Source organism: Blastopirellula retiformator, from assembly GCF_007859755.1.
GTDB lineage: Bacteria > Planctomycetota > Planctomycetia > Pirellulales > Pirellulaceae > Blastopirellula > Blastopirellula retiformator.
In genome coordinates this window covers 87,214-108,975 of sequence record NZ_SJPF01000003.1, presented here as the reverse complement: position 1 = coordinate 108,975, position 21,762 = coordinate 87,214, and the positions used below count along the sequence as shown (strand labels likewise).

Below are 21,762 nucleotides of genomic sequence, written 5' to 3'. Positions count from 1 at the left end.
GAAAACGGGGGACCTCTCTATTGAAACCCAAGATGCGGGCTGGGCAAGCTGGGAAACGGAAAATGTCCCTCACGAAGATCCGCAAAAAAAGGTTGCCGGTTATCATCGCGACCCGGTCACGGTAGAATCAGGGCTGTCTACCGCGGCGACGCTTTCGCCGCCCTGAAGGAACGCTGCTCTTTTCGCCTGGGAGGATCTGATGAGCGATGATCGCCGCTTCGTCCATCTGCATTGCCATTCGCACTACAGCTTGCTCGATGGAGCTGGATCGATTCCGCGACTGGTCAATCGAGCGAAGAGCCATGGGATGAACTCGCTGGCGATCACCGACCACGGCAACCTGCATGGCGCGCTGCAGTTCTATCGCGAGTGCAAGTCGAACGACATCAATCCGATCATCGGTTACGAAGCGTACATCGCCCCTGGCAGCCGGTTTGAAAAGTCAGGCAGCCAGCGCGACTCGAACTATCACCTGACGCTGCTCGCGCAAAACAAGACCGGCTTTCGCAACCTGGTCAAACTCTCGTCGGCCGCCTACCTGGAAGGGTTCTACTTCAAGCCTCGGATCGACAAAGAGATTCTGGAGAAGCATAGCGAAGGTATCATCTGTCTCAGCGGTTGCGTCAGCAGCGAATTCTCGAAAGCGATCCTCCGCGGCACGTCGACCGAAGACTTGATGAAGGAAGGCGCCAACATCTGCTCTTGGTTCGAGAAGGTGTTCGGCGATCGCTACTTCATCGAGATCATGAACAATGGTCTCGACATCCAGCGGATGCAATTGGAAGGCGCGGTCGAAATCGCCAACAAGGTGGGCGTGCCGCTGGTGGCGACCAGCGACACGCACTATGTCGATCAAGAAGACGCCGAAGCGCAAGACGTGATGCTCTGCATCAATACTGGTCGTTTCCGGACCGACACCAATCGCATGCGGATGGAAAACGATCAGTTCTTCCTCCGTTCGCAAGATCAGATGTACGCCGACTTTCCGGGTCTCGAACACGCCGTCTCGCGCAGCCAAGAGATCGCCGACACGGTCGACATCGACCTGGAACTGGGCAAGCGGTACTTCCCGACGTTCGACCTTCCGCCGGAGAAAACGGCGGACGAGTACCTGCGCGAGCTTTGCATTCAGGGGCTGAAAGAGCGGTACGACGGGAACGAAGAGATGTGTCCCGGCGGCGAGCTGTCGGAAGTCGTCATGACGCGACTTGATCGCGAGTTGGGGGTGATCAGCCGGTTGGGCTTCCCCAACTACTTCTTGATCGTGTGGGACTTTGTGGTCGAAGCCCGGAAGCAGAATATTCCGGCCACGGCTCGTGGTAGCGGCGTCGGCGCGATCGTCTGTTATGCGCTCTACATGAGCCACGTTTGTCCGATCAAGTACGACTTGCTGTTCGAGCGGTTCCTGGATGAAAACCGCTTGGAAGCCCCCGATATCGATATCGACTTTGACAAAGAGCGGCGGGGGCTCGTCATTCGCTATGTGAAAGACAAGTACGGCGAAGACAACGTCGCCCAGATCGGTACGTTCGGTACGCTGGCGGCTCGCGCGGCGATCAAAGACGTCGGTCGTGCACTCGGTCTGCCGCTGGATCGCGTGAACGCCATCACCGGCATGGTGCCCGACACGCTGGGCATCAAGTTGAAGGCGGCGATCGAAGCGAGCGAAGAGCTGAAGAACGCCTACGAGCATGACAGCGAAGCCCGCGAAGTGCTGACCTTGGCGATGAAGATCGAAGGTCTGGCTCGCAACGTCGGCACGCACGCGGCGGCGGTGGTGATCGCCGATCAGCCGCTGACCGAGTATGTGCCGCTCTGCCGCGTGACCGGCAAAGAAGACTTGATCACGCAGTGGTCGATGAACGACGTCGAAGCGGCCGGCCTGCTGAAGATGGACTTCCTGGGCCTGCGCAACTTGACGATCTTGCGGAACGCGATCGACCTGATCGAGCAGCGAGAAGGAAAGCCGTTCGACATCCACAAGATGCCGCTCGATGACGAAGAGACGTTCGCGCTGCTGCGTCGCGGCGAGACGAAGGGCGTTTTCCAGCTCGAAAGCGGCGGTATTCGCGACCTGTTGCGGCGGATGCGGCCAGACAGCTTCCTTGACATCATCGCGACCAATGCGCTCTATCGACCTGGCCCGCTCGAAGGGGGCATGGTCGACGAGTACATCGAAGTGAAGAACGGTCGCAAGGCGGCCGAGTACAAGCACGAGGTGCTCGAAGAGATCCTGGAAGAAACCAACGGCGTGATGGTTTATCAGGAACAAGTCATGCGGATTCTGAATCGTCTCGGCGATATTCCGCTCGCCAAAGCGTATACCTGTATTAAGGCGATCAGTAAGAAGAAAGAGGCGCTGATCCAGCAGAACCGCGAGCAGTTCATGATTGGGGCGACCGACAAAGGTCTCTCCAAGAAAGAAGCCGAAGAGTTCTGGGAGATGATCGTCAAGTTCGCGGGTTACGGCTTTAACAAAAGCCACTCGACCGCGTACGCCCTGGTCGCCTACCAGACCGCCTACTTGAAGGCGCACTATCCCAAAGAGTTTATGGCGGCCTTGCTGTCAGGCGATATCTCGGGGCGTAACTTCAAGACGAAGGACTCGCTGGTTGAGCATATGGAAGATGCCGACCGGATGGAGATCGAGGTCTTGGCGCCCAACGTCAATTCGTCGGACGTCGAGTTCTCGGTGGTCGACGGCAATATTCCGTTCGCGCTCAGCGCGATCAAAGGTTGCGGCGGCGGCGCGGCCGAGGCGATTGTCGCCGCGCGGAAGAAAGATGGCCCATTTACCGACATCTTCGACTTTTGCGAACGAGTCGATACCTCGCAGTGCAACCGCTCGGCCATTGAAACCTTGATCAAAGCGGGCGCCTTCGACACGCTCCACCCGATTCGGGCTCAGATCGCGGCGGTCCTCGAAAAGGCGATCACCGCCGGCGCGGCGGCCCTGGCCGACCGCAAAGCGGGGCAGAAGAATCTGTTCGCTGCGATTGAAGAAGCGAGCGGCGCCGAAGCGAAAGCGGTCAAACTGCCCGACGTTGAAGAGTGGAACGAACGGGAAAAGCTGCTGTACGAGAAAGAGGTGCTCGGCTTCTTCCTGACCAGTCACCCGCTGGCCGAGTACGAGAAGTCGTTCGCGATTTATTGCTCGCACACCTCGACCGACATTCCGGCGATGAAGGACAAGCAAGATGTGGTGATGGGGGGGATGATCTCGTCAATCAAGCTGGCCCATACCAAGCGAGCCCGCCCGGGGAGCAACAATACGAAGTACGCCAACTTCGACCTGGAAGACGTCAACGGCGCGATCCGCTGCATCATGTGGCCCGAGCAATACGCAAATTTCGGAGATCTGGTAAAAACGGAAGCGGTCTTTGTTGTCGAAGGTCGCGTCGACAAACGAGGGGGTGACGACGAGGCGAATATGATCGTCAACAACCTCGTGCCGATCGAAGACGCTCATGCCCGCTACACCAAAGGGGTCCGCATCCGGATCGACGAATCGCATCATGGAGCCGAGATTTTGCCGAGTCTGAACGAGATTTTGCGGGCCTATCCGGGCGATTGCGACCTGCAACTGGTGCTGCAGCTGAACGACGGCCACGCGGCCCTGTTGCGGACTTCACGGCGGGTCGACGTCTCGCTGGAGATGCGGGACCGGGTCGATCAGCTGCTCGGCGAGGGGAATTTTAAACTGATCACGGCGCCCCCCAATGCCCGCCGAGCGAGCAAGAATTAGCGCAAGACCTTATACCACAATGACTTGCGGCCAATAATGACTTCGGATTGCTGGCTGGGGAGAAAAACCTGTACAGACGGAGCCTTTTTCGACGATTGCTTGCCTTCCCTATTTTCCCAAATTAAGATCAAAGGGACAGTTTACTTACGGCGATTCGCCGTCGGTGGGCTGTAACGGCAGAGGCTGCATATCCCTGTCGTCTCCTCTATCGCTGCGGGCACCCTCCGCAGTGAGCATTTCGCGCCTACCCTTTCTTGCTGCGTACTTGGACCAAGGATCAGACATGGCATTCCGCTCGACCCGGCTGTTTCACTTGCTGCTAGCGACTTTCGCTGTCGGACTATTGGTCGCGCCGGCCGCAGCTCAAACGAACAACAACGGCGACAACAACATCGAGCAGTCCGGCGTGTATGTTGACGCCCAGGGCGTGTTGCGGATGCAGCGAGCTGCTGATCCGACCGGCATGCTGATGCGTCAGCGCCTGCAGGCCGCCAAGGCGAACTTGTCGCCCGAGCTGACCAAGCCGACCGAACTGCGTAAGATCTCGCTCAATCGCTTGGAAGCCGCGCTGGCCAAAGCGACTGCCGACAACAACACCATTCCGGAAGAGATGCGAAATCTCGCCGGTCTGACCGGACTGAAGTACGTCTTCTTCTATCCCGAGTCGGGCGACATCGTGATCGCCGGTCCGGCGGAGGGTTTCGTCAGCGATCTGACCGGTCGCGCCGTCGGCACCACGACCGGCAAAGCGGTCTTGTCGCTGGACGACTTGATCGTCGCGCTGCGGGCCTACGCCCCGGGGACCAACGGCGTCAACTTTGTCGGCGTCTCGATCGACCCGACCGAAGAAGGCCTGCGGAACTACAAGGCTTACATCGCCAGCGTCGGCACGAACCTGGCGAAGATCAATTTGCGAACGCTGGTGCCGGGCATGCAACAAGCCCTGGGCAAGCAAGACGTGACCGTGACCGGCATCTCACCGAAGACCAACTTCGCCAAGACGCTGGTCGAAGCCGACTATCGCATGAAGTTGATCGGCATCGGGCTGGAACGCCCGCCGGTTCGCATTCCGAGCTACACCGAAAAGTCGCGCGGCGGATCGAACGCTTTGCAGCGCTGGTTCTTCACGCCTGATTACGAATGCGTCAAGCTGAGCGAAGATGGCCTGGCGATGGAACTGGTTGGCCAAGGGGTCAAGTTGGTTGGCGAAGCTGAGTTGGTCACTCGTGACGGCGGTCGCGTGCAGACCGGTGGCCAAGATGCGGCCAGCAAGATGTTTACGATGGCCTTCACCAAGAGGTATCCCGAACTGGCCAAGCGTTCGCCGGTTTACGCCCAGATGAAGAACCAGATCGACATGCTGATAGCGGCCGCTTACATCCAAGAGTACGACCTGTACGGTCAAGCTCAGTGGAACCTGGGCGTCTTCAACGACGAGAACGCTTACCCGGTTGAAGTGAACAACGCCCCGACCCAGGTCGAAACGGCCGTCAACGCCGTCTGGAAAGGGAACCGCCTGGTCACGCCGATCGGCGGCGGCGTCTCGATCAAACCGAAGTACGCCCTGCTGCCGGAACGGATGCTGGAAGACAAAGATGGCGCCCTTGAAAAAGAACGAACCGCCGACAAGGTTCCGCAACTCAAAGACGGCCAATGGTGGTGGGACTAAGCGTCCGCTACTGACCAACGACAAACCAAGAGCCGATCCCAATGGATCGGCTTTTTTTCTGCGCGGGTGGCATGGCCTCGGCCTTGCGTGGCCATGTAATGCGTCTCGCGAAGTTGTGTTGTAGGCCGGCTCAAGCCGTAGCGAATCTCACCCAGCGGTCGACCTTTCCTGTGCTTCTGACCGCATTGTGCTGGGTCGCGACCCTACTAGAGCGTTTTTCTGATAGCTGTAGCGTTTCTGGCGTTAGTGAGGCAAGCTGGTCAAGGCGACCGAAGCAGGCGAATCCTCAAGATTCGTTGATGCAGGTCAACGCCGACCAGCGCGGCCGCAACCAGCCACAACGATACAGATGGAGGAAAACCGCTCTAAGAGCCCAACACTAGTTGCGCAGCGCACGTTTTTTCGATCGCACTTCTTCCTTCCGCTTTGCTTCAAAACCACACGCGGATGCCAGAGACCAAACCGTTTAGTTCGACCGTTTCGATGTTGGTGTAGTCGTAGCCGATGTACGTTTCCAGCCGGCGGTAGTGGATGCCGAGCGTGGTGCGGAAGTGGAATAGGGAGGCGTTGCCGACATAGCCCCAGTCGAGCTCGCTGGAAGAGATCAACAGCTTGGTCGGATACCAGTCGACGCCGTAGGTAAAGTTGAAGCCGGCGTCGGTTCCGCTGCGGTCGTGCAAAAAGTTGACCCCCAGCCCGCTGCGGAACTGCATCGTTTCGCTTTGGGCGAAGCGAAAGGTCAGGTTCACGTCGCCGGTCGTTAGTTCGTCGACGCGGCCAGGGCGGTTTTCAAAGTATTGATTCCACTGCGTATCGACGCCCCACCGCTGCTTCGATTCGACCAGCAACTTGGTTCCGATGCGGGAGAGATCGCTAAAGTCGTTGTCGTACTCGACGCTGGTCCGCACCGAGTACGGTTTGCCCCGCTCGGCCCACTCCTCGCCAATGATCATGTAGCCTGGCGTCGACTGACCAGGGTAGTCGCGGAACGAACTGGGGACGCCAAATTTATCTCCCAGCGCCATGTGCGGACCCCACCAGGGAGACGAGAGGGCGCCCAACGTGAGAACCACGCCGCCAGCAAACAGCCCACTACTATCGGACGAGCTATCATCGCAGCTGCAATCGTCGTCGGTATGGTTACTCTGCTTGCTGGAGGAGGAGGGGGCCGGTGCGCTGCTCGGCGTCGGTCCCTCGCGAGCCTCGCTGACGGCCGAATTCAACAAACCGTCCGCCTTCGCGGTCGCGCACAATAACGCTAGCGTAAGCAGAGTCGAAATGGACCGCCGGGCAATCGTCACGCAGTTGGCTCCCTGACAGGTGATCACTGGGGGCCGAAGAGTACCCCCGGCGATGGGATGCGTCAAGAGATGGTTGGAAAGACCGTAGGGTCCGCTGTGCGGACCACGATCCTGCGCCAAACGGCCGAAGCGGCAGGCCCTTGGTCCGCGTAGCGGACCCTACGGGGATGGGGATCAAAAGGTGCGTGCTGCGATCCGGTTTGTTTGCTTGCGGGCACATTCCCTCGGCTCGCGCCTCGGGTTAGTGTTTGAGGGACTTGTCCGCTCTCCGCTTTCGACTTTTCCTAGTGCCTCACCTGGGTGTCGATCGACTCGACGGCTCGGGCGAAGCGGAATTGTTTCCAGAGGCCGCGGCGGAAGACCTCGGCGTTTTGTTGGGCCCGTTCAAACAGCTTTTCCAGGTCTTGCGGCCGATGTTCGCCAGTCGGGCGATAGATGGTCAGGCCGTGGTAGACCAGATCGATATTTTGCGAAGTGCGAGCCCAACCGGTTCGCTCGGCCGGTTTCAGGCCTTCCCACATGCTTTCGCGATCAATCAGATAGTCGGCGCGCTCGTCGAGATACACGGCCGGGTGCTGGCCTGCCTGTTGGCAGCAGCAGAGACGGATGCGGAACTTTTTGTCGAGCAGCTGATCGACGGCTCGTTGCTTCAGTTGATCTCGCTGTTTTTCCCACTCGGCGTTTTGAGCGAGCGGCCACTCGTGGAACGGGGCGACCGACGCCAGGCTGACGTTGGCTTGCTTGCCGCCGAAGCGGATCGTGATGTCGTCGAGGTCACCGACGCGAGTGACGGTAATTTCGCGTTCGGTTTGGGCGCCAAAGATCTCGCGCAGTTCGACTTTTTTCGGTTTCGACGACTGAGCGAGTAGCGGTTTTGACATAGCGCTGGCGCAAGCCAGGGCGACCAACGTCGCCGACAGGAAACGAAGCATGAGACAAGACTTTTTTGGAGGAGGAGCGAGAACAGGAGGAGGATCCGCGCAGCGGATGTCGCCGCGGTTCGGGCAGCAAGTGAGGAGGAGTTTGGAAAAGTCGAAATTAGAAAAGCTGGTTCGCTATTATGGGCGCGACACGACGAGGTTATCAACTACGGCCGCGCCGATTGAGTCGCCAAACACGTTAACGGTGGTGCGCAGTCGGTCGAGGAACCAGTCGATCGCCAGGATGATGCCGACACCCTCGGTAGGTAGCCCCACTGCTTGGAGGACAATCACCATGGTGAAGAGGCCGGCTTCCGGCACGCCCGCCGCGCCAACGGCAGCCAGCGACGCGGTTAAGAAGATAACAAGTAATTCGCCAACACCAAGCGGAATTCCAAGGCTTTGCGCGATAAAGATCACCGCGATCGCTTCGTACAGCGCAGTGCCGTCCATGTTGATCGTTGCGCCTAGCGGCAGGACGAAGCCGGCCGCCTTGGGCGAGACGTCGTTGTTTTCTTCGACACATTCGATCGTGATCGGCAACGTCGCCGAGCTGCTAGCAGTACTGACCGCCGTCAGCAAAGCCCGTGACATTCCCATCGCGTATTTCAGCGGATTCTTTTTGCCGAAGTACCAGACGATTAACATCAGGACCAACGCATGCAACAGCAGACCGATCGAGACCGCCGCCACGTACCAGCCGATCCGCTGCATTTGTTCGCCAAAGCCAGCGGCGCCCCCATTCTTGGCGATGTTGGTCGCCACCAGGCCGAAGATGCCGACCGGCGCAATCGCCATCACCATGTGCACCATCTTCATCACCGCTTCGTTGGCGGCGCGGAAGAAGCGAATCACGATCATCCCTTCTTCGCCGATGGTGGTCAGCGCCGAACCGAACACGATCGCAAACACGATCAGGGCGAGCACGTTGGTCGATGTGGCGGCCTGAAAGATGTTGGCGGGGAACATACCGCTGCCAGGATCGCCTGGCTTGCCACGGACCACTTCCAGCAGCTTTTCGATCGGCGTCCCTTGTTCTTTCTCGGCGACCGATTCGCTTTGATAGGCGAAGGTGTCGTCGGCCTGGGTCCCCGGCTGAATCACCAGCACCATGATCAAGCCGATGAGCACGGCGATCGTGGTGGTGATGAAGTAGTAGGTGATTGCGTAGACGCCGACACGGCCGACCTTGCGGATGTCCCCCAGCGAGGTGATGCCGGTGATCATGCTGGTGATCACCAGCGGAATGACCAGCAGCTTCAATATCTGCAAGAAGACGTCGCCGCAAAACTCGGTCAGCATCCAGACCGTCTCGGCAAAGTAGAGCTGACCGGCGGCCCGCTCTTTCTCGGTATCGGCGGCGATGGTTTCCATCTCCTGGAGTCGAGCGTCGACCTTGACCGCTTGATCGGCAAGGCGCTGCGACTCTTTTTCGTGCCGCTGCTTGGCTTCACGATCGTCGGTCGCGGCGGCTGCGTCCGCGGCTCGCTGCGAGAAGGACTCCTTTTGCGCCAAGGTTTTTTCGAGCACTTCGACCGCTTTCGACGGGCCATGCGCGGCCCGCCACATCGTCTCGCCATACAGCAGTCCGACCAGGGCGCCGGCGAAGATGCCGACGAGGATCAGAATGAGGCCGGTGAAGCCGCCGCTGTTGGAGGGTTGGGACGGTTGCGGTTCTTCTGCGGTCATCAAGTACCCCGTGTCTACGATGTTGTTCCTGCTTGGCTGACCGTTAAAGATAACGGAGAAGCTTGAGCGAAACTACTCAACTTCCGGGGCGACAGCTTGTAGCGGTGAAAACAATTGACCCGATATGGTACTTCGCGCAGTGTGGCGAAAAAACGACGCACCGCGAAATTCGTGTGCTAATTTTTCATCGAATGACGTCGCATTCTAGATTTTGGGAAACACAAACATGAACCTACGCAAACTTCGACTGTCGCTGCTGGCCCTGTTGGCTCTTTCGTTTTGCTTGATCGGCGCTGGACAAAGTTCGGCCGCCTGGTTCGACGTGATCGTCACGACCGAAGCCCAGCGCGACGCGATTCGCTCGCAACCGCTGCTGCATCGCCCGAATCGTCCCGGCCATTTCTACGGCAACACGGTTCGTCGCGTTCACCACTGGCGCCACGGTCGCTAATCGAAGCGGACGCAAAAAAGGATGGCCTGTCGCCGGCCATCCTTTTTCTTCGTTTTGTAAAAGCGGTGTCGTCCGATTACGAGGTTTCAACTTCCTCTTCGGCCGGCTCTTTCAGCAGTTCGCGAACCAAGGTTCGCAGCTGCCGCACTTTGATCGGCATCAGCATCGCGGCGCGATGCTCGCCTAGCTTGGCTTCGCTCTTCCAGCCGGCCTGACGCTCTTTGAGGAGCAGGATCGCCGGAATGTTGACGGTGTGCGGATCGGTGGCGAACTTGTTGAACGCCTCGAGCCCGACCGAACCGAGATCGACCGTGCTGAAGAGGCACAAGTCGGCCGCCCGCTCTCCCTCTTCGGCGAAGCGCGCCATCGCACGTTCGGGATTGCTGATCACCAGTACGCGATAACCGTACGCCTTCAGACGATCGCGAAGGACGTCCTGCATTTCGAGGTTGGCCTCGACGACCATAACCGTCTTGTTCATCCCTTCCATGAACTTGGCGACCGGACCGCCGCCTCCTTCGGCTTCGAGCTTGGCTCGAATTTCGCCGGCGGCGCCATCGTCACCCAGTTCCAACCGCCGAGCGGCCAGCTTCAGGTCGTTCAGCATCGCGGCGGCCGACTGATAACGCTTGTCGGGGTTCAGTTCCATCGCTTTCATCGCGACGGCGGCGACCGAACGGGGCAAGTCAGGCGCGATGCGGGCAATCGACTCAAAACCGGTGTAGCGAGTCGCGGACAAGCGCTTCTGGCGATCGCGGGTTTCGTACAAGGGAGCATGCCCGGTGAGCATCTGATAGTAGATGGCGCCGGCAAAGTAGATATCGCTGCGGTGGTCGTCGCGAGGAGCGTTGGTCGCCATTTCTAAACCGGCGTAGTCGACAGTACGCGGATTGGCGGCGGCGCCGTCGTCAGCCACTTGCTCGGCAAAGGCGGCCAGACCGAAGTCGACCAGCTTCGCGCGACCGCGACTGGAGATCAACACGTTGGAGAGCTTCAAGTCGCGATGGGTCAATCCGCGCTCAGCGGCGTAGGCCAGCCCGCTGCAGATGTCGATCATCAACTTGGTCGCCTCGACGGGGCTGAACTTGCCCCGAATCCGCAGCAAGTCGCGCAGGTTTTGACCTTCGATGAACTCAATGATCAGAAAGTAGTTGGTCCCCTGTTGGTAGAGGTTGCTTTCCGAATGGACTTCGTAGATCGGGCAGATGTTGGGATGCCGCAGCGCTTTGCCGAGTTCCCCTTCCTGCATGAACTGGCCAGACCGCTTGGGGTCTTCACAATAGCGACGCCGCAGCACTTTGGCGGCGACCACCTTGCCGGTGTCCTTGTGAACAGTGCGATAGACCCGGGCGAAGGTCCCGGTTCCGATCATGTAGAGCACCTTGTAATTGCCATAGAAGTAGCCGTTTTTCAGGCCCTTCAGGAGACGCTCGACCTGGTAGTTGGTCAGGATCTCGCGGCGCAGCAAGATGTTCTGAAATTCTCCCAAGGAGACCTCGCGGGTACCGAGCTGGCCCCAGATCGTCTCCAGCTGAGCTGGTTCGATCAGACCGTAATCGAGCACACGCTGCGCAAATTCTTCCGCAGACAGATCAGCCATAGCGCATTAAGGCGCAACAGTCGCGCCTTTTTCCTCTTCTCGCGTGACAAGTAAAAAATCGTATGAAAAGCACCTATTCCCACTGCCACAATCTAATAGAGCGGCGGTGGCGAAGCAAACGTCTGTTCCAATTCGTCGCTTCGAGGCAGGCTGGCTACGTTTATGTTACCACGCCTAGAGGAAGTTAAGAGAAAAAAAAACTCGGCGCGAGGCCGAGTCAGTCAATCTGAGGGTAAACCGATGGGTGTTATTCTTCACTCGGTCCCGATTTGTAATGATCTCGTTCGCGGCGGGTCGCTTCGAGGTCGAACATCAGGTACTTCATGTCGAGCCGCAGCTGGCTCAAAGCTTCCTGAACCAGGGTGTAAATCCGGCGGCGACGACGGCTGTTGTCGATCACTTTGTTCATGATCGGCTCGAGCTTCATCCGGACATCCCCTGGCATTTGTGCGATGGCGATGGCCAGTTCAACCAGATCTTTCGGCAATTCGTCTTGGGCGGCATCGTCATGGCGCTTGGTCTTGGGCGCTTGATTCATGGTGTTTTTTTCCTTCGATCTCTCGGCGACTAGCGACGGTGGGTTTCGCCAGGGATTATAAGCACCCGCCGTGCCAGGACTGCCGCGCAAACGCCACACGGCGACGCAAACCCATTCACTACAACAACTTACAAAAACAGCCAATTTGCGGCACATGGGCAACACGTTGCCAAAATACCACGCGATTGATCTGGCGATATCGCGTAAATCCAGGTACAAGCCGACTTTATGCGCGACAACACAAATGTTGCGTTTTCACCTCAATTTTACAATCAGCGTTGTTGCATGCGTTATTCGTGGTTGCTTGGAGTCATCGTTTGCGTCGTTTCGGCCTTCTCGGCCGCTGCGCAGGCGTCGTACCAAGAGAACTTCGAGGGTGCGCAAACCAGCTTCCAGCTGCTCGATCTCGACATCGACTTTCGGGTGGTGCGTCACGAGCGGACGCAGCAAGTCGTTCGCAGCGGCCGTGGCGCCGAGACGATCGCCTTCGAGGGAACCTCCGGCAGCAAGCTGATGTTTGGCGCCGCCGTTCCCCACAGCACCGTCATCTCCGACCTCAAACCGACGCTCTGGGTTAAAGGAGATCGCCCCGGCGCCCAGCTGGTCGTCCGGATCGTCTTCCCCCGATTCACTGACTCCAACGGCATTCCGGCAACGATGTTGCTCGGCGGCTCGACCTATCAACAGTCAGGCCGGTGGCAGCAGTTGACGATGGGAGACCTGAAAGCGGATGTCGAACGCCGCACCGCGGCGCTGCGGGCTCAGTACGGCCCCGAGTTCGACCCCCGCGAGGCTTACGTCGACACGGTCGGCCTGAATCTCTACGCCGGACCTGGGTTTACTGAGTACTGGTTTGACGACCTGGAGATGGTCGGCCAGCTGACGCCGCAAGGCGAAAAGTCGCCGGTCAGCGTTAGCCTGCGAGCCGGCGGGATGCGAACCGAAGAGATCGGCACGCCGCCGGTTTCGGTCGTCACGCGGGACGGCAACTTGCTGCTGGTCGACAATCAGCCGCTCGCCCATCGGGTGATCGACTATCACGGCGAGCCGCTGCCGATGCTGCGTCAACTTGGCTTCAACGCCATTCGCCTGAATCAAGCGCCCGACGAAGCGCTGCTGTACGATCTGCAGCGCAACGGGATGACCTTCGTCGCCCCGCCGCCGCAACAAGGGACGATCGACGGCGTCTACCAACGGCTGTTGGCCTGGCAGATTCCCACATCAGAGCGCGCCGAGGATTTCCCGAACTTCGCCCTGACGGCTGACGACATTCGCCGCGCCGATCAAGGCGCTAATCGCCCAGTGTTGGCCGCGCCGACCAACTCGCTGTACGAACATAGCCGCTTCGCCGACATCATCTTGCACAACGTGCCGATGATCGGCGGCTCGACCTCCGCGATGGAGATCACCGCCGAGATCGAAAAGCGTTCGCTCTTCTGTTCGCCGACGACGACGCACTGGAGCGTGATCGAGACCGACTATCCCGACGAAACCCGCCGCCAGCTGGAAGCGCTCTCGTCGCTGCCGCAGATCTCGGCGGCGATCGAAGCCGATCAGCTGCAAGAGCACCTCTTTCTCGCGGCCAGCGGCGGCGCACGAGGATTCGTTTACACCAGTCGTTCGACGCTGGCCGACGAGCAGCCGGTCAACGAATACCGCCGCGCGGCGCTGGAGCTGGCCAATCGTCGGCTGATGGTGGTCGAGCCATGGATCGCCGCCGCCAATCAGCTGACGCCGGTGACGACCAACAACCCGACCATCAAAGCGACGATGCTCTCGACGCCAACCGCCAAGCTGCTGATTGTGGTTCGCACGGCGCCCGGCGATCAATTCACGGTTGCGCCGCCGCAGTCGCGGGCCATCGAGATTCAAGTTCCCGGCGTGCCGACCGACAGCGAGCCGTACGTCCTGCACAATTCCAGCTATCAGCCGATGCAGCACTCGCGACGCAGCGGTGGCATGCGACTGGTGCTGCATGATCAATCGCGCGTGGCCCTGATCGTGCTGACGCAAGATCCGATCGTGCTGCGTGATATGCGCCGCCGCCTGCAAGAAAACGGTCGCCGCATTACCGAACTGCAATACGAGATCGCGCAGCAGACGCTGTCGCTGGCCCGCGACGTTACCGCGCAATTGCGCGGCGGCGATCAAGTCGCCAACACCTTGATCGCGGCGGCCTGGGGCGATTTGCGTGAAGCGCAGCGCGGCCTGGAGGTCGGCAGCATCGCGACCGCCGAAGCGAAGATCACCGACGCAATGACGGCGCTGCAGCAAGTGCAGCGGCTGCAGTGGGAACGGACGATCGCCCAGTACTACTCGCCCCTGACCAACCCACTGACGATTTCGTACGACTTGTTGCCGCTGGCGCTCCAGCTGCAATCGCGGCTGGCGATCTTGGAACCTTCGGCCAATCGTTTGGCTGGCGGCGATATGGAAGACCTCTCATTCTTACTGGCGACCGGCTGGCGACAGACCGAGTATCCCACGCCGGGCGTCAAGCGGCTGTGCGAACTGACCAGCACCGATGTCAAAGAGGGGAACTACGCGCTGCACTTGGGGGTCTTTGCCGAGAACGAACAGGCCCCAGTGCTGTCGGGATTGCCGCCGCTGAAGATCGACTCGGCGGTGGTCGACGTGCAGCCGGGTCAGCTGCTGTTGATTCGCGGCTGGGTGAAAGTCAGCTCGCAGACGGCGCCAGGCAAGAATGCGCTTTCGATCTACGATTCGCTCGGGGGCAGACGGCTGGGACTGCATCTGCCGGCGATCAACCAATGGCAAGAGTTTTCGCTGATTCGCGCCGCCGACAAGGCAGGCGAGATGCGGCTGACGTTTGAGATGACCGGCTTTGCCGAAGCGACGATCGACGAGGTCACCGTCGAGTTGTACGAGCCCCGCCGCCGCAAGCGCCGCCCGCCGCCCGAGACCAGCAGCGAGGCGTCGCTCGACGAAGCGTGGCTGCGATAGTTTGCAGTCGGCGCACGGGAAGCTACGATACGTTTACTTCGGCTCCCCTCGTTTACCGCCACTTGCCCTGCCTGTCGCCTGATGCCGGTCTTATTTTTCCAAGTTGAACCTGAGACGACCGCATCGTGGTTGGACTACGTCACGTCCCCAATTCTGCTGGGCGCGTTTGCGGGAGTCGGGCTGTTGGCGTATGCGGCGATACGTTGGCTTCGTCCACAGCCGGCGCCTCCCCCGGATCGCCGCGTCACGCGGATCGATATCGAGCGAGACGCGGCCCAAGGACCACGCACGCTGATCGGACCTCGGGTCGAGGTCTACCATGTGCCGGTGCGCGTGATCGCGGTGGTGATCGCCCCAGCGGGTCGCAATCGCTCGATTCCGGACGAGGATCAATTGCGAAAAATCATGGAAGCGTTCGCCCCTGGCATGATGCAGGTGGTCCGCTCGCACCGGCCTGACTTTTTTCGTTGGCCAGGCCAACTCAGCGTCAGCGGCTTCGCCCAAAGCTTCTTTGTCGAAGCGGCGTTGCCGGGCGAAAAGGGAGTCGGCACCGAGTGGTGCGCCGTCGCCGGACGTTTCGACTGCGGCGGACAACAGTACCTGATTGGCCTGGTTTGCTGCGCCGACGAAGAGAACTCGCTCAGTCACATTCAAGTCGATCGCCCGCAGCAATGGCTCGACATCTTTCGGATTCGGGAAGCAGGAACGAAGTAATCGGATGAAACGTACCGCCGCCCAACTGCAACAAGACCTGCTCGCCATCTGGAAGGCAGGCGTCGACGCCGTCGATAGCGAGCGATTGGTGCGAGAGAACGTCGAACTGGCCGGCAACTACTTGCGCCTGGCCGATATCGAGCTGGACCTGGCCGACATCGAGCGGATCTACGTTGTTGGCGCCGGCAAGGCAGGCGCCGGGATGGCGGCCGGATTAGAAGCGGCGCTCGGCGCCGACCTGATGCAGGCGAAGCGACTATCGGGGCTGCTGAGCGTGCCCGAGGATTGCGTTCGCCAGCTATCGCGCATCCAGCTGCGCGGCGGTCGCCCGGCCGGCGTCAACGCGCCCACCGAAGCCGGCGTGCAGATCACCAGCGAGATCTTGAGCGGCGTAGGTCAGTTGGGCGAACGGGACCTGTGCATCGCCCTGATCTCGGGCGGCGGATCGGCGCTGTTGCCGGCGCCGGTCGCGGGAATCACGCTAGCCGACAAGCAAGCGATCACGAAGTATCTCAGCGGCGCCGGCGCCGATATCGTGCAACTGAATACGGTTCGCAAACAGCTCAGCCAGATCAAAGGGAACGGCTTGGCGACGGCGTGCCGCGCCGGGTATCTCGTTTCGCTGATCATCTCGGACGTGCTGGGGGATCCGCTCGACGTGATCGCCTCGGGCCCGACGGTACCTGACTCGGCCACCGCCGCTGACGCGCTGCAGATCTTGCATGACTTTGACGGCGTCGATCGGCCCGAGTTCGCATCGATCGTGGAAGTCTTAAAGAAGAAGCGAGCGACCGAGCCGGAGCCGACCGCCAGCGTTTACAACTTCGTCATCGGCAACAACGCCGTCGCGGTCGACGCCGCCGGGATCGAAGCGGAACGCCGCGGCTATTCGCACGCGATGACCTCGGCCCGGCAAAGCGAAGGGCAGGCCGAAGCGGTCGGGCGTCACCTGGCCGAAATGACGCTGCGGATGCGCGATGAGAAGGGGCCTGACTGCTTGATCACCGGCGGTGAGCCGGTCGTGCAACTGGCCGATGAAGCGGAGCGTGGCCTGGGAGGACGTAACCAACAGTTGACGCTGGCAGCGCTGGAACGACTGCAGGAGCTCTCGCCAAACGAGCCGATGACCGGTATGGCGATCCTCAGCGGCGGCACCGATGGCGAAGATGGCCCGACCGACGCGGCCGGCGCCTGGATCGATGCGGCAGGCGCTGCGCAGGCGGAAGCGTTGCAACTGCCGGCGGTCGATTTCTTACGCCGCAATGACGCCTATCACTTCTTTCAGCCACTCGATCGGCTGCTGCAAACCGGGCCGACTCATACCAACGTCTGTGACCTGCGAGTCGCGGTCGTCGACCGCATCGAAACCGCGTCGCGGAAGTAAGACGACATGTCCGAATCGCTGAAGATCATCTTGATGTGCATCGCAGCGGCGGTCGTGTATGGCATTTGCCAAGACATGATCACGACGCGAATTTGCCTGGAATACTTTACGGTCTTCCACGCGCCGGTCTGGGGCGGCACGACCGACCCGAACCTGTTGGCGCTGACCTGGGGAGTGAAAGCGACCTGGTGGGTCGGCTTGATTCTGTCGATTCCGGCCGTGTTGATTGCCCGCGTTGGCGCGCCGCCGAGATTGACGGCCAGTGACGCGATTCGACCGATTGGCTACTTGCTGCTGGTAATGGCGATTGGCTCGCTGGTCGCGGGGCTAACGGGCTGGTTTCTGGCCAGCGCAGGCGTCGTTCGCCCCGGTCCGGACTTCGCTGCTGCGATGCCGGCCGAGGCGCACATTGGGTTTCTGGTCGACCTGTGGGCGCATCTGGCGGCTTACTTTTTCGGCTTCTTTGGCGGAAGCGTCGTTTTGATTTCGCTGTGGCGGAAGCGGCTGGCACTGCGCAACCCCGATGCGGTTTCGCCGGGCAGCCTTCGCGCTTCGCTGTGGGAAGGGCTCAAGATCGTGGGGCTCTGCATTGCGGCGGCGGTTCTATTTGGCATCTGCCACGACCTGATCACCACCCGGATCTGCGTCGAGTACTTCACGATCCTGCATCCGCCGATCTGGGGCGGAGCGACCGATCCGACGGTGCTCGCGCTCAGCTGGGGCGTGATCGCGACTTGGTGGGTCGGCTTGATTCTGTCGTTTCCGGCGGTGATCTTGGCACGCTTCGGCGCTCCGCCGAAATTGACGGCCGGCGACCTGGTTCGCCCGATTGGCTATCTGCTGCTGACGATGGCGATCGGCTCGCTGGTCGCTGGTCTGGTCGGCTGGCAATTGGCGAGCTTTGGCGCTGTGTTCCTGACGCCACGGCTGGCCGAGAAGGTGCCGCCGGAAGCGCACGTTGGCGCGATCATCGACATGTGGGCCCATTCGGCCGCCTACGCCTTTGGCTCCTTCGGCGGGATTGGCGTCTGCATCTGGATTTGGATGCGGCGGCGGTTCTTGCGTGGAAGAGCAGCGGTCGCCGCGCGAGCCGAGCAGGGGAGTGACGCCGAACAGCCGGCTTAGGCTCGCTTCAGCGCGACAGCGGTAACCTGACCAGTGCGGTTTTGCGTCAAGCTGACGACCGACTTCAGCGGCGCCGACAACGGCTCGCTATGCACGACCTTGATCGGGCAGCCCGGATCAGGCGTTTCGTAGTTGAGCGTCGCCGGAACGACCGACTCTTGCAGCATCATCGTGGCGGTCACCAGATCAAGCGCGCCGCACCCAGCGCCGATGTGGCCAGTCATGCTCTTGGGCGCGGTCACCGGTACGTCGCCCAGCGTTTCGGCAATCGCCGCCGCTTCCAACGCGTCGTCCGATCGCATGCTGACGCCATGGGCGATCACCGCACCGACATCCTGGGCCGTCAACTTGGCGTCGTCTAGCACAGCGGTGATACTGCTCGAGACGGCGCCGGAGGTGAAAGGCTGTTCCTTCTCGGTACAGGCAAAGCGGCACGCATCGCCGCCCACCACCGCCAAGATCTGTGCGCCGCGAGCTTCGGCCGCCGCGCGACTTTCCAGAACCAACGCCGCAGCGCCTTCGCCATGAACGGTGCCATCTCGGTCTTTGTCGAATGGACGGCAAGCTTTGCTAGGGTCGACGTTTTGGTGCGAGAGCAGTTCGGGGCCACGGAACATCAACGCGTTAATCGCCACGCGTGAACCAGTTCCGCCGACGATCATCGCGTCAACGTGCCCGCGACGGATCTGCGAGACCCCTTCCGACAAGGCGACGTGGGACGAGATCGAGTCGCTACAGATCGTGTTGTTGTGGCCGCGGCCGTCAAAGTAGATCCCGACATGGCAGGCCGGCATATTCGGTAGGTACTTCAGCATCCAAAGCGGGTTGATTTCGGAGGTGAACGCGTCCCCCCAGTTCTCGAACAGGAACTCACCATCCTGCAGGCACTTCTGGTAGGCCGAGATCATGTCGTCGTAGTTCGAGAAGAACATCTCGCTGCCGTAGACGACCCCCAGCCGATCGGGATCAACGCTGCCAGGCTGCAGGCCCGCTTGTTCCATCGCCATCGCAGCAGCCGAGAACCCGGTCTGGATCTCGCGGCACATCACCTTCAGGCTCTTCCGCGGTTTGACGTAGACCTTGGGGTCAAAGTCGCGAATCTCCCCGCCAAAATTTGCAGGGAACCCCGGAGCCGAGAACTGCTCAAGGGGGGCGATGCCGCTTTTTCCTTCCAGCATTGCGTTCCAGAAAATGGGAACGCCAATGCCGGTCGGGGCGACGACGCCCAGGCCGGTGATCACAACTTCGCCAGGTTCTGCCATGAGGGGTCCGAAAAGCCCGGTTGGAATAAAATAAGCGGTAACGGTAGTTAAATCGGGCCGACAACGCCAAAAATGCCGTCCGCTAGTGAATCTACTGATTGTCGCCGTTGTAGCACATGCGCAAAGGCCCGCCCATTTACTTAAATACCCGAACTTCCAAAATACTAGTCATTCTGGGTAGAATACAGCGACTTTAGTGATCACGGGAAGTTTGGTAGCCCGCAAAGTATCAATTGCCGTTAATTATGGATAGTTTTCGCCGAACCACTCAACCCGACGTAGGAAGGTTTCTACCGAGGGCTTGGATTTCTCGCAATTAAAGCTGCGACAAGGGATCAGCATCCATGAGTCTCGCCGATACGCATTCCTCGATTTCGCAACAACGCGCTACCGCTCGCCCCGAAGTTTCGCTGGCCAATGCCCGGCGGATCGTCCACGATCTATTGAAACCGAATCCAGTCATTTTTTGGACCGACATGCTGGTTTCGTTTGCGATTGGGGCCACGGCGTTTCACTTTGTGAAGTTCTGCCCCGTCTTCTCGGTGGCTCAGATCGGCCTGTTCCTGCTGAGCTGTTTGATGTTTTATCGCCTGGCGATGTTCATCCACGAGATGGTTCATATGCGAACCGGGACCTTCACCTACTTTCGCATCGTCTGGAACATCTTGATCGGTATTCCGTTCCTGATGCCTTCATTCGTTTATTACACCCATCTCGATCATCATCGCCGCAAGCACTACGGCACCGATAAAGATGGGGAGTACTTGCCGATGGGTCAGACGGGGCGGTGGCAGTTGATTCTGTTCGTCTTGAGCAGCTTCGTTATTCCGCCAATCGTCGTCTTTCGCTGCCTGGTGCTGACGCCGCTGACTTGGGTCAGCCCCAAACTGCGGCAGTTCGTTTATACCCACCTTTCGTCGATGATCATCGACCCCACCTACATTCGCCCGCTACCGACCGCCCAAGCGGTTCGTATCATGCGTCTGCAGGAGACCGCCTGCTTCTTGTGGTGCTTGGGAATTGCGATCGCCGTAGTCACGGTCGGCGAATATCCGTATCCCTTCATCCTGCAAGCGTACCTGACCGGGGTGACCGTGCTGATGCTAAACGCGATCCGCACTTTAGGCGCCCATCGCTATAACAACGACGAAGGGGAGATGACCTTCCTGGAACAACTGCTCGATTCGGTCAACTACCCGCACCGCCCGTGGATCACCGAACTATGGGGACCGACCGGCACCCGCTATCACGCGCTGCATCACCTCTTTCCGTCGCTGCCGTATCACAACATGCCGGAAGCGCATCGCCGCTTGATGGAGCAACTGCCGGAAGACGCCCCGTATCGGCAAACCAATCGGGTGACGCTCTTCTCAGGCGTGATCGACTTGTGGCGGCGCTCAAAAGAAGTGGAACGTCGTAACGCCGCCCAGCGCCGCGCCGCTCGCCAGCAAGAGACCGATTCGGCCGCTTGCTAGTCGGCTCTAGACGTAAGCCGGCGAGTTGACCACCAGCGTCACCTCGTTCCCCGACTCGTTGAAGATCACTTCATCGACAAACGTATGAATCAGCACCAAGCCGCGCTTTTCGGCCTGGGTCAGGCGCGACGGATCAAGCTGCACGTCGGGCAGTTGCCCCAGGTCGAAGCCGTTCCCTTCGTCCCGAATCATGAAGCGCGCCTGATCTGGCGCCAGATTCGCCCGGACATGGACTCGACGGTGGGTGTACGGCGCCTCTTCGCGACGGACGGCGGCCGCTTCGTCGGGATGATCCAAGTGGCTGGACGAGATCTCGAGATTTCCGTGGTAGATCGCATTGCGAATCGCCTCGGCAATCGCCTTGCCTAGTCGAATCGAACCATGCTGATCGACAATGCCAAACTCGACGGTCGACTGCTGTAGTTTGGAGACAAGCGGTCCTACCAGGCTGACGTCGTTTTCGATTTCGTAACGCAGCTCTTCGTACTGCAAACAGTGCGACAGCCGCGTCTGCGGTCGCTCGCGATCAGAGATCTGCAGGACGCTTTCGACCGAGTGGGCCAATTCTTTGGCGAGCGTATCTTTCGGCACGTAGTCGGCCGCGCCTTGCAGCAGCGCCTGCAGGGCGATGTCTTCGCTGCCGTAGCCGGTGATCAAGATCGCCGGCACGGTCGGATAGTGCTCGCGCAGCTGCGCGACCAGTTGCATGCCGTCCATGTCAGGCATCTGCAGGTCGGTGATCACCGCCAGGGGCAACTTCGCCTCGATTTGTTCGAGCGCATCGAGGCCATTGGATGCGTATTCGACCTGGTAGTGAGTTTGGCTTTCGAGCAGGCCGCCGACCAATTTTCGATCGACCGCCGCATCGTCCACGACGAGCAGATGGCTCATAACAACTGTCTCAGCAGGAAATCAAGGTTCGATG

The 21,762-nt window shown here is 60.0% G+C and carries 15 protein-coding genes; 8 read left to right on the top strand and 7 right to left on the bottom strand.

Annotation, left to right across the window (positions count from 1 at the left end; all coding sequences use genetic code 11):
* The first annotated feature begins 199 nt into the window (after nucleotides 1–199).
* Complete coding sequence (gene dnaE / locus Enr8_RS12175; protein WP_146431876.1) at nucleotides 200–3,745, top strand: DNA polymerase III subunit alpha; 3,546 nt, start codon at nucleotides 200–202, stop codon at nucleotides 3,743–3,745.
* A 283-nt stretch (nucleotides 3,746–4,028) separates the two neighbouring features.
* The gene (locus tag Enr8_RS12170) at nucleotides 4,029–5,414 is read left to right on the top strand and encodes a DUF1598 domain-containing protein (protein ID WP_146431874.1); all 1,386 of its coding nucleotides are present in this window, start codon (nucleotides 4,029–4,031) and stop codon (nucleotides 5,412–5,414) included.
* Nucleotides 5,415–5,845: 431 nt separating this feature from the next.
* On the opposite strand, the gene Enr8_RS12165 is transcribed toward Enr8_RS12170, so the two are convergent.
* The 3 genes from Enr8_RS12165 to Enr8_RS12155 all read right to left on the bottom strand — a co-directional run bounded on the left by Enr8_RS12165 (nucleotide 5,846) and on the right by Enr8_RS12155 (nucleotide 9,324).
* Complete coding sequence (locus tag Enr8_RS12165; protein WP_186767611.1) at nucleotides 5,846–6,715, bottom strand: hypothetical protein; 870 nt, start codon at nucleotides 6,713–6,715, stop codon at nucleotides 5,846–5,848.
* Between the two features lie 284 nt (nucleotides 6,716–6,999).
* Nucleotides 7,000–7,647, bottom strand: a complete 648-nt coding sequence (locus Enr8_RS12160; RefSeq protein WP_146431870.1) for a hypothetical protein — start codon at nucleotides 7,645–7,647, stop codon at nucleotides 7,000–7,002.
* Nucleotides 7,648–7,773: 126 nt separating this feature from the next.
* Nucleotides 7,774–9,324 (bottom strand): dicarboxylate/amino acid:cation symporter, encoded by a 1,551-nt coding sequence (locus Enr8_RS12155; protein WP_146431868.1) that lies wholly within the window; start codon nucleotides 9,322–9,324, stop codon nucleotides 7,774–7,776.
* A gap of 226 nt (nucleotides 9,325–9,550) precedes the next feature.
* Here Enr8_RS12155 and Enr8_RS12150 point away from each other — a divergent pair, with 226 nt between their 5' ends.
* The gene (locus Enr8_RS12150; protein WP_146431866.1) at nucleotides 9,551–9,775 is read left to right on the top strand and encodes a hypothetical protein; all 225 of its coding nucleotides are present in this window, start codon (nucleotides 9,551–9,553) and stop codon (nucleotides 9,773–9,775) included.
* A 76-nt stretch (nucleotides 9,776–9,851) separates the two neighbouring features.
* Here the strand turns inward: Enr8_RS12150 and Enr8_RS12145 are convergent, their stop codons facing one another.
* Complete coding sequence (locus Enr8_RS12145; RefSeq protein ID WP_146431864.1) at nucleotides 9,852–11,375, bottom strand: protein kinase domain-containing protein; 1,524 nt, start codon at nucleotides 11,373–11,375, stop codon at nucleotides 9,852–9,854.
* A 247-nt stretch (nucleotides 11,376–11,622) separates the two neighbouring features.
* Entirely contained in the window at nucleotides 11,623–11,913 is a 291-nt protein-coding gene (locus Enr8_RS12140) for a transcriptional regulator (RefSeq protein WP_146431862.1), read from the bottom strand.
* 285 nt (nucleotides 11,914–12,198) lie between these two features.
* Between Enr8_RS12140 and Enr8_RS12135 the strand changes: the two genes are divergently transcribed.
* The 4 genes from Enr8_RS12135 (at nucleotide 12,199) to Enr8_RS12120 (ending at nucleotide 18,100) form a co-directional block, all read left to right on the top strand.
* Nucleotides 12,199–14,877 (top strand): hypothetical protein, encoded by a 2,679-nt coding sequence (locus Enr8_RS12135; RefSeq protein WP_146431860.1) that lies wholly within the window; start codon nucleotides 12,199–12,201, stop codon nucleotides 14,875–14,877.
* 81 nt (nucleotides 14,878–14,958) lie between these two features.
* Nucleotides 14,959–15,591: a hypothetical protein gene (locus Enr8_RS12130; RefSeq protein ID WP_146431858.1), complete on the top strand. Its 633-nt coding sequence runs from the start codon at nucleotides 14,959–14,961 to the stop codon at nucleotides 15,589–15,591.
* A 4-nt stretch (nucleotides 15,592–15,595) separates the two neighbouring features.
* Nucleotides 15,596–16,975 (top strand): glycerate kinase type-2 family protein, encoded by a 1,380-nt coding sequence (locus tag Enr8_RS12125; protein ID WP_146431856.1) that lies wholly within the window; start codon nucleotides 15,596–15,598, stop codon nucleotides 16,973–16,975.
* Between the two features lie 6 nt (nucleotides 16,976–16,981).
* Nucleotides 16,982–18,100 (top strand): hypothetical protein, encoded by a 1,119-nt coding sequence (locus Enr8_RS12120; protein ID WP_146431854.1) that lies wholly within the window; start codon nucleotides 16,982–16,984, stop codon nucleotides 18,098–18,100.
* Here the strand turns inward: Enr8_RS12120 and Enr8_RS12115 are convergent.
* On the bottom strand, nucleotides 18,097–19,362 hold the full coding sequence (locus Enr8_RS12115) for a beta-ketoacyl-[acyl-carrier-protein] synthase family protein (protein ID WP_146431852.1): 1,266 nt from the start codon (nucleotides 19,360–19,362) through the stop codon (nucleotides 18,097–18,099). The genes Enr8_RS12120 and Enr8_RS12115 overlap by 4 nt on opposite strands.
* 344 nt (nucleotides 19,363–19,706) lie before the next feature.
* On the opposite strand from Enr8_RS12115, the gene Enr8_RS12110 reads away from it, so the two are divergent.
* Nucleotides 19,707–20,837, top strand: coding sequence for a fatty acid desaturase family protein (locus Enr8_RS12110; protein WP_146431850.1), 1,131 nt, complete (start codon nucleotides 19,707–19,709; stop codon nucleotides 20,835–20,837).
* Between the two features lie 6 nt (nucleotides 20,838–20,843).
* Here the strand turns inward: Enr8_RS12110 and Enr8_RS12105 are convergent, their stop codons facing one another.
* Nucleotides 20,844–21,728 (bottom strand): ATP-binding response regulator, encoded by an 885-nt coding sequence (locus Enr8_RS12105; protein WP_146431849.1) that lies wholly within the window; start codon nucleotides 21,726–21,728, stop codon nucleotides 20,844–20,846.
* Between the last annotated feature and the right edge of the window lie 34 nt (nucleotides 21,729–21,762).

What these genes read in the sequence shown, in the direction of transcription:
- Enr8_RS12140 (WP_146431862.1), bottom strand. Translation starts at nt 11,913, where the DNA reads ATGAATCAAGCGCCCAAGACCAAGCGCCATGACGATGCCGCCCAAGAC.
- Enr8_RS12150 (WP_146431866.1), top strand. Translation starts at nt 9,551, where the DNA reads ATGAACCTACGCAAACTTCGACTGTCGCTGCTGGCCCTGTTGGCTCTT.
- Enr8_RS12160 (WP_146431870.1), bottom strand. Translation starts at nt 7,647, where the DNA reads ATGCTTCGTTTCCTGTCGGCGACGTTGGTCGCCCTGGCTTGCGCCAGC.
- Enr8_RS12130 (WP_146431858.1), top strand. Translation starts at nt 14,959, where the DNA reads ATGCCGGTCTTATTTTTCCAAGTTGAACCTGAGACGACCGCATCGTGG.
- Enr8_RS12135 (WP_146431860.1), top strand. Translation starts at nt 12,199, where the DNA reads ATGCGTTATTCGTGGTTGCTTGGAGTCATCGTTTGCGTCGTTTCGGCC.
- Enr8_RS12105 (WP_146431849.1), bottom strand. Translation starts at nt 21,728, where the DNA reads ATGAGCCATCTGCTCGTCGTGGACGATGCGGCGGTCGATCGAAAATTG.
- Enr8_RS12125 (WP_146431856.1), top strand. Translation starts at nt 15,596, where the DNA reads ATGAAACGTACCGCCGCCCAACTGCAACAAGACCTGCTCGCCATCTGG.
- Enr8_RS12120 (WP_146431854.1), top strand. Translation starts at nt 16,982, where the DNA reads ATGTCCGAATCGCTGAAGATCATCTTGATGTGCATCGCAGCGGCGGTC.
- dnaE (WP_146431876.1), top strand. Translation starts at nt 200, where the DNA reads ATGAGCGATGATCGCCGCTTCGTCCATCTGCATTGCCATTCGCACTAC.
- Enr8_RS12155 (WP_146431868.1), bottom strand. Translation starts at nt 9,324, where the DNA reads ATGACCGCAGAAGAACCGCAACCGTCCCAACCCTCCAACAGCGGCGGC.
- Enr8_RS12170 (WP_146431874.1), top strand. Translation starts at nt 4,029, where the DNA reads ATGGCATTCCGCTCGACCCGGCTGTTTCACTTGCTGCTAGCGACTTTC.
- Enr8_RS12145 (WP_146431864.1), bottom strand. Translation starts at nt 11,375, where the DNA reads ATGGCTGATCTGTCTGCGGAAGAATTTGCGCAGCGTGTGCTCGATTAC.
- Enr8_RS12110 (WP_146431850.1), top strand. Translation starts at nt 19,707, where the DNA reads ATGAGTCTCGCCGATACGCATTCCTCGATTTCGCAACAACGCGCTACC.
- Enr8_RS12115 (WP_146431852.1), bottom strand. Translation starts at nt 19,362, where the DNA reads ATGGCAGAACCTGGCGAAGTTGTGATCACCGGCCTGGGCGTCGTCGCC.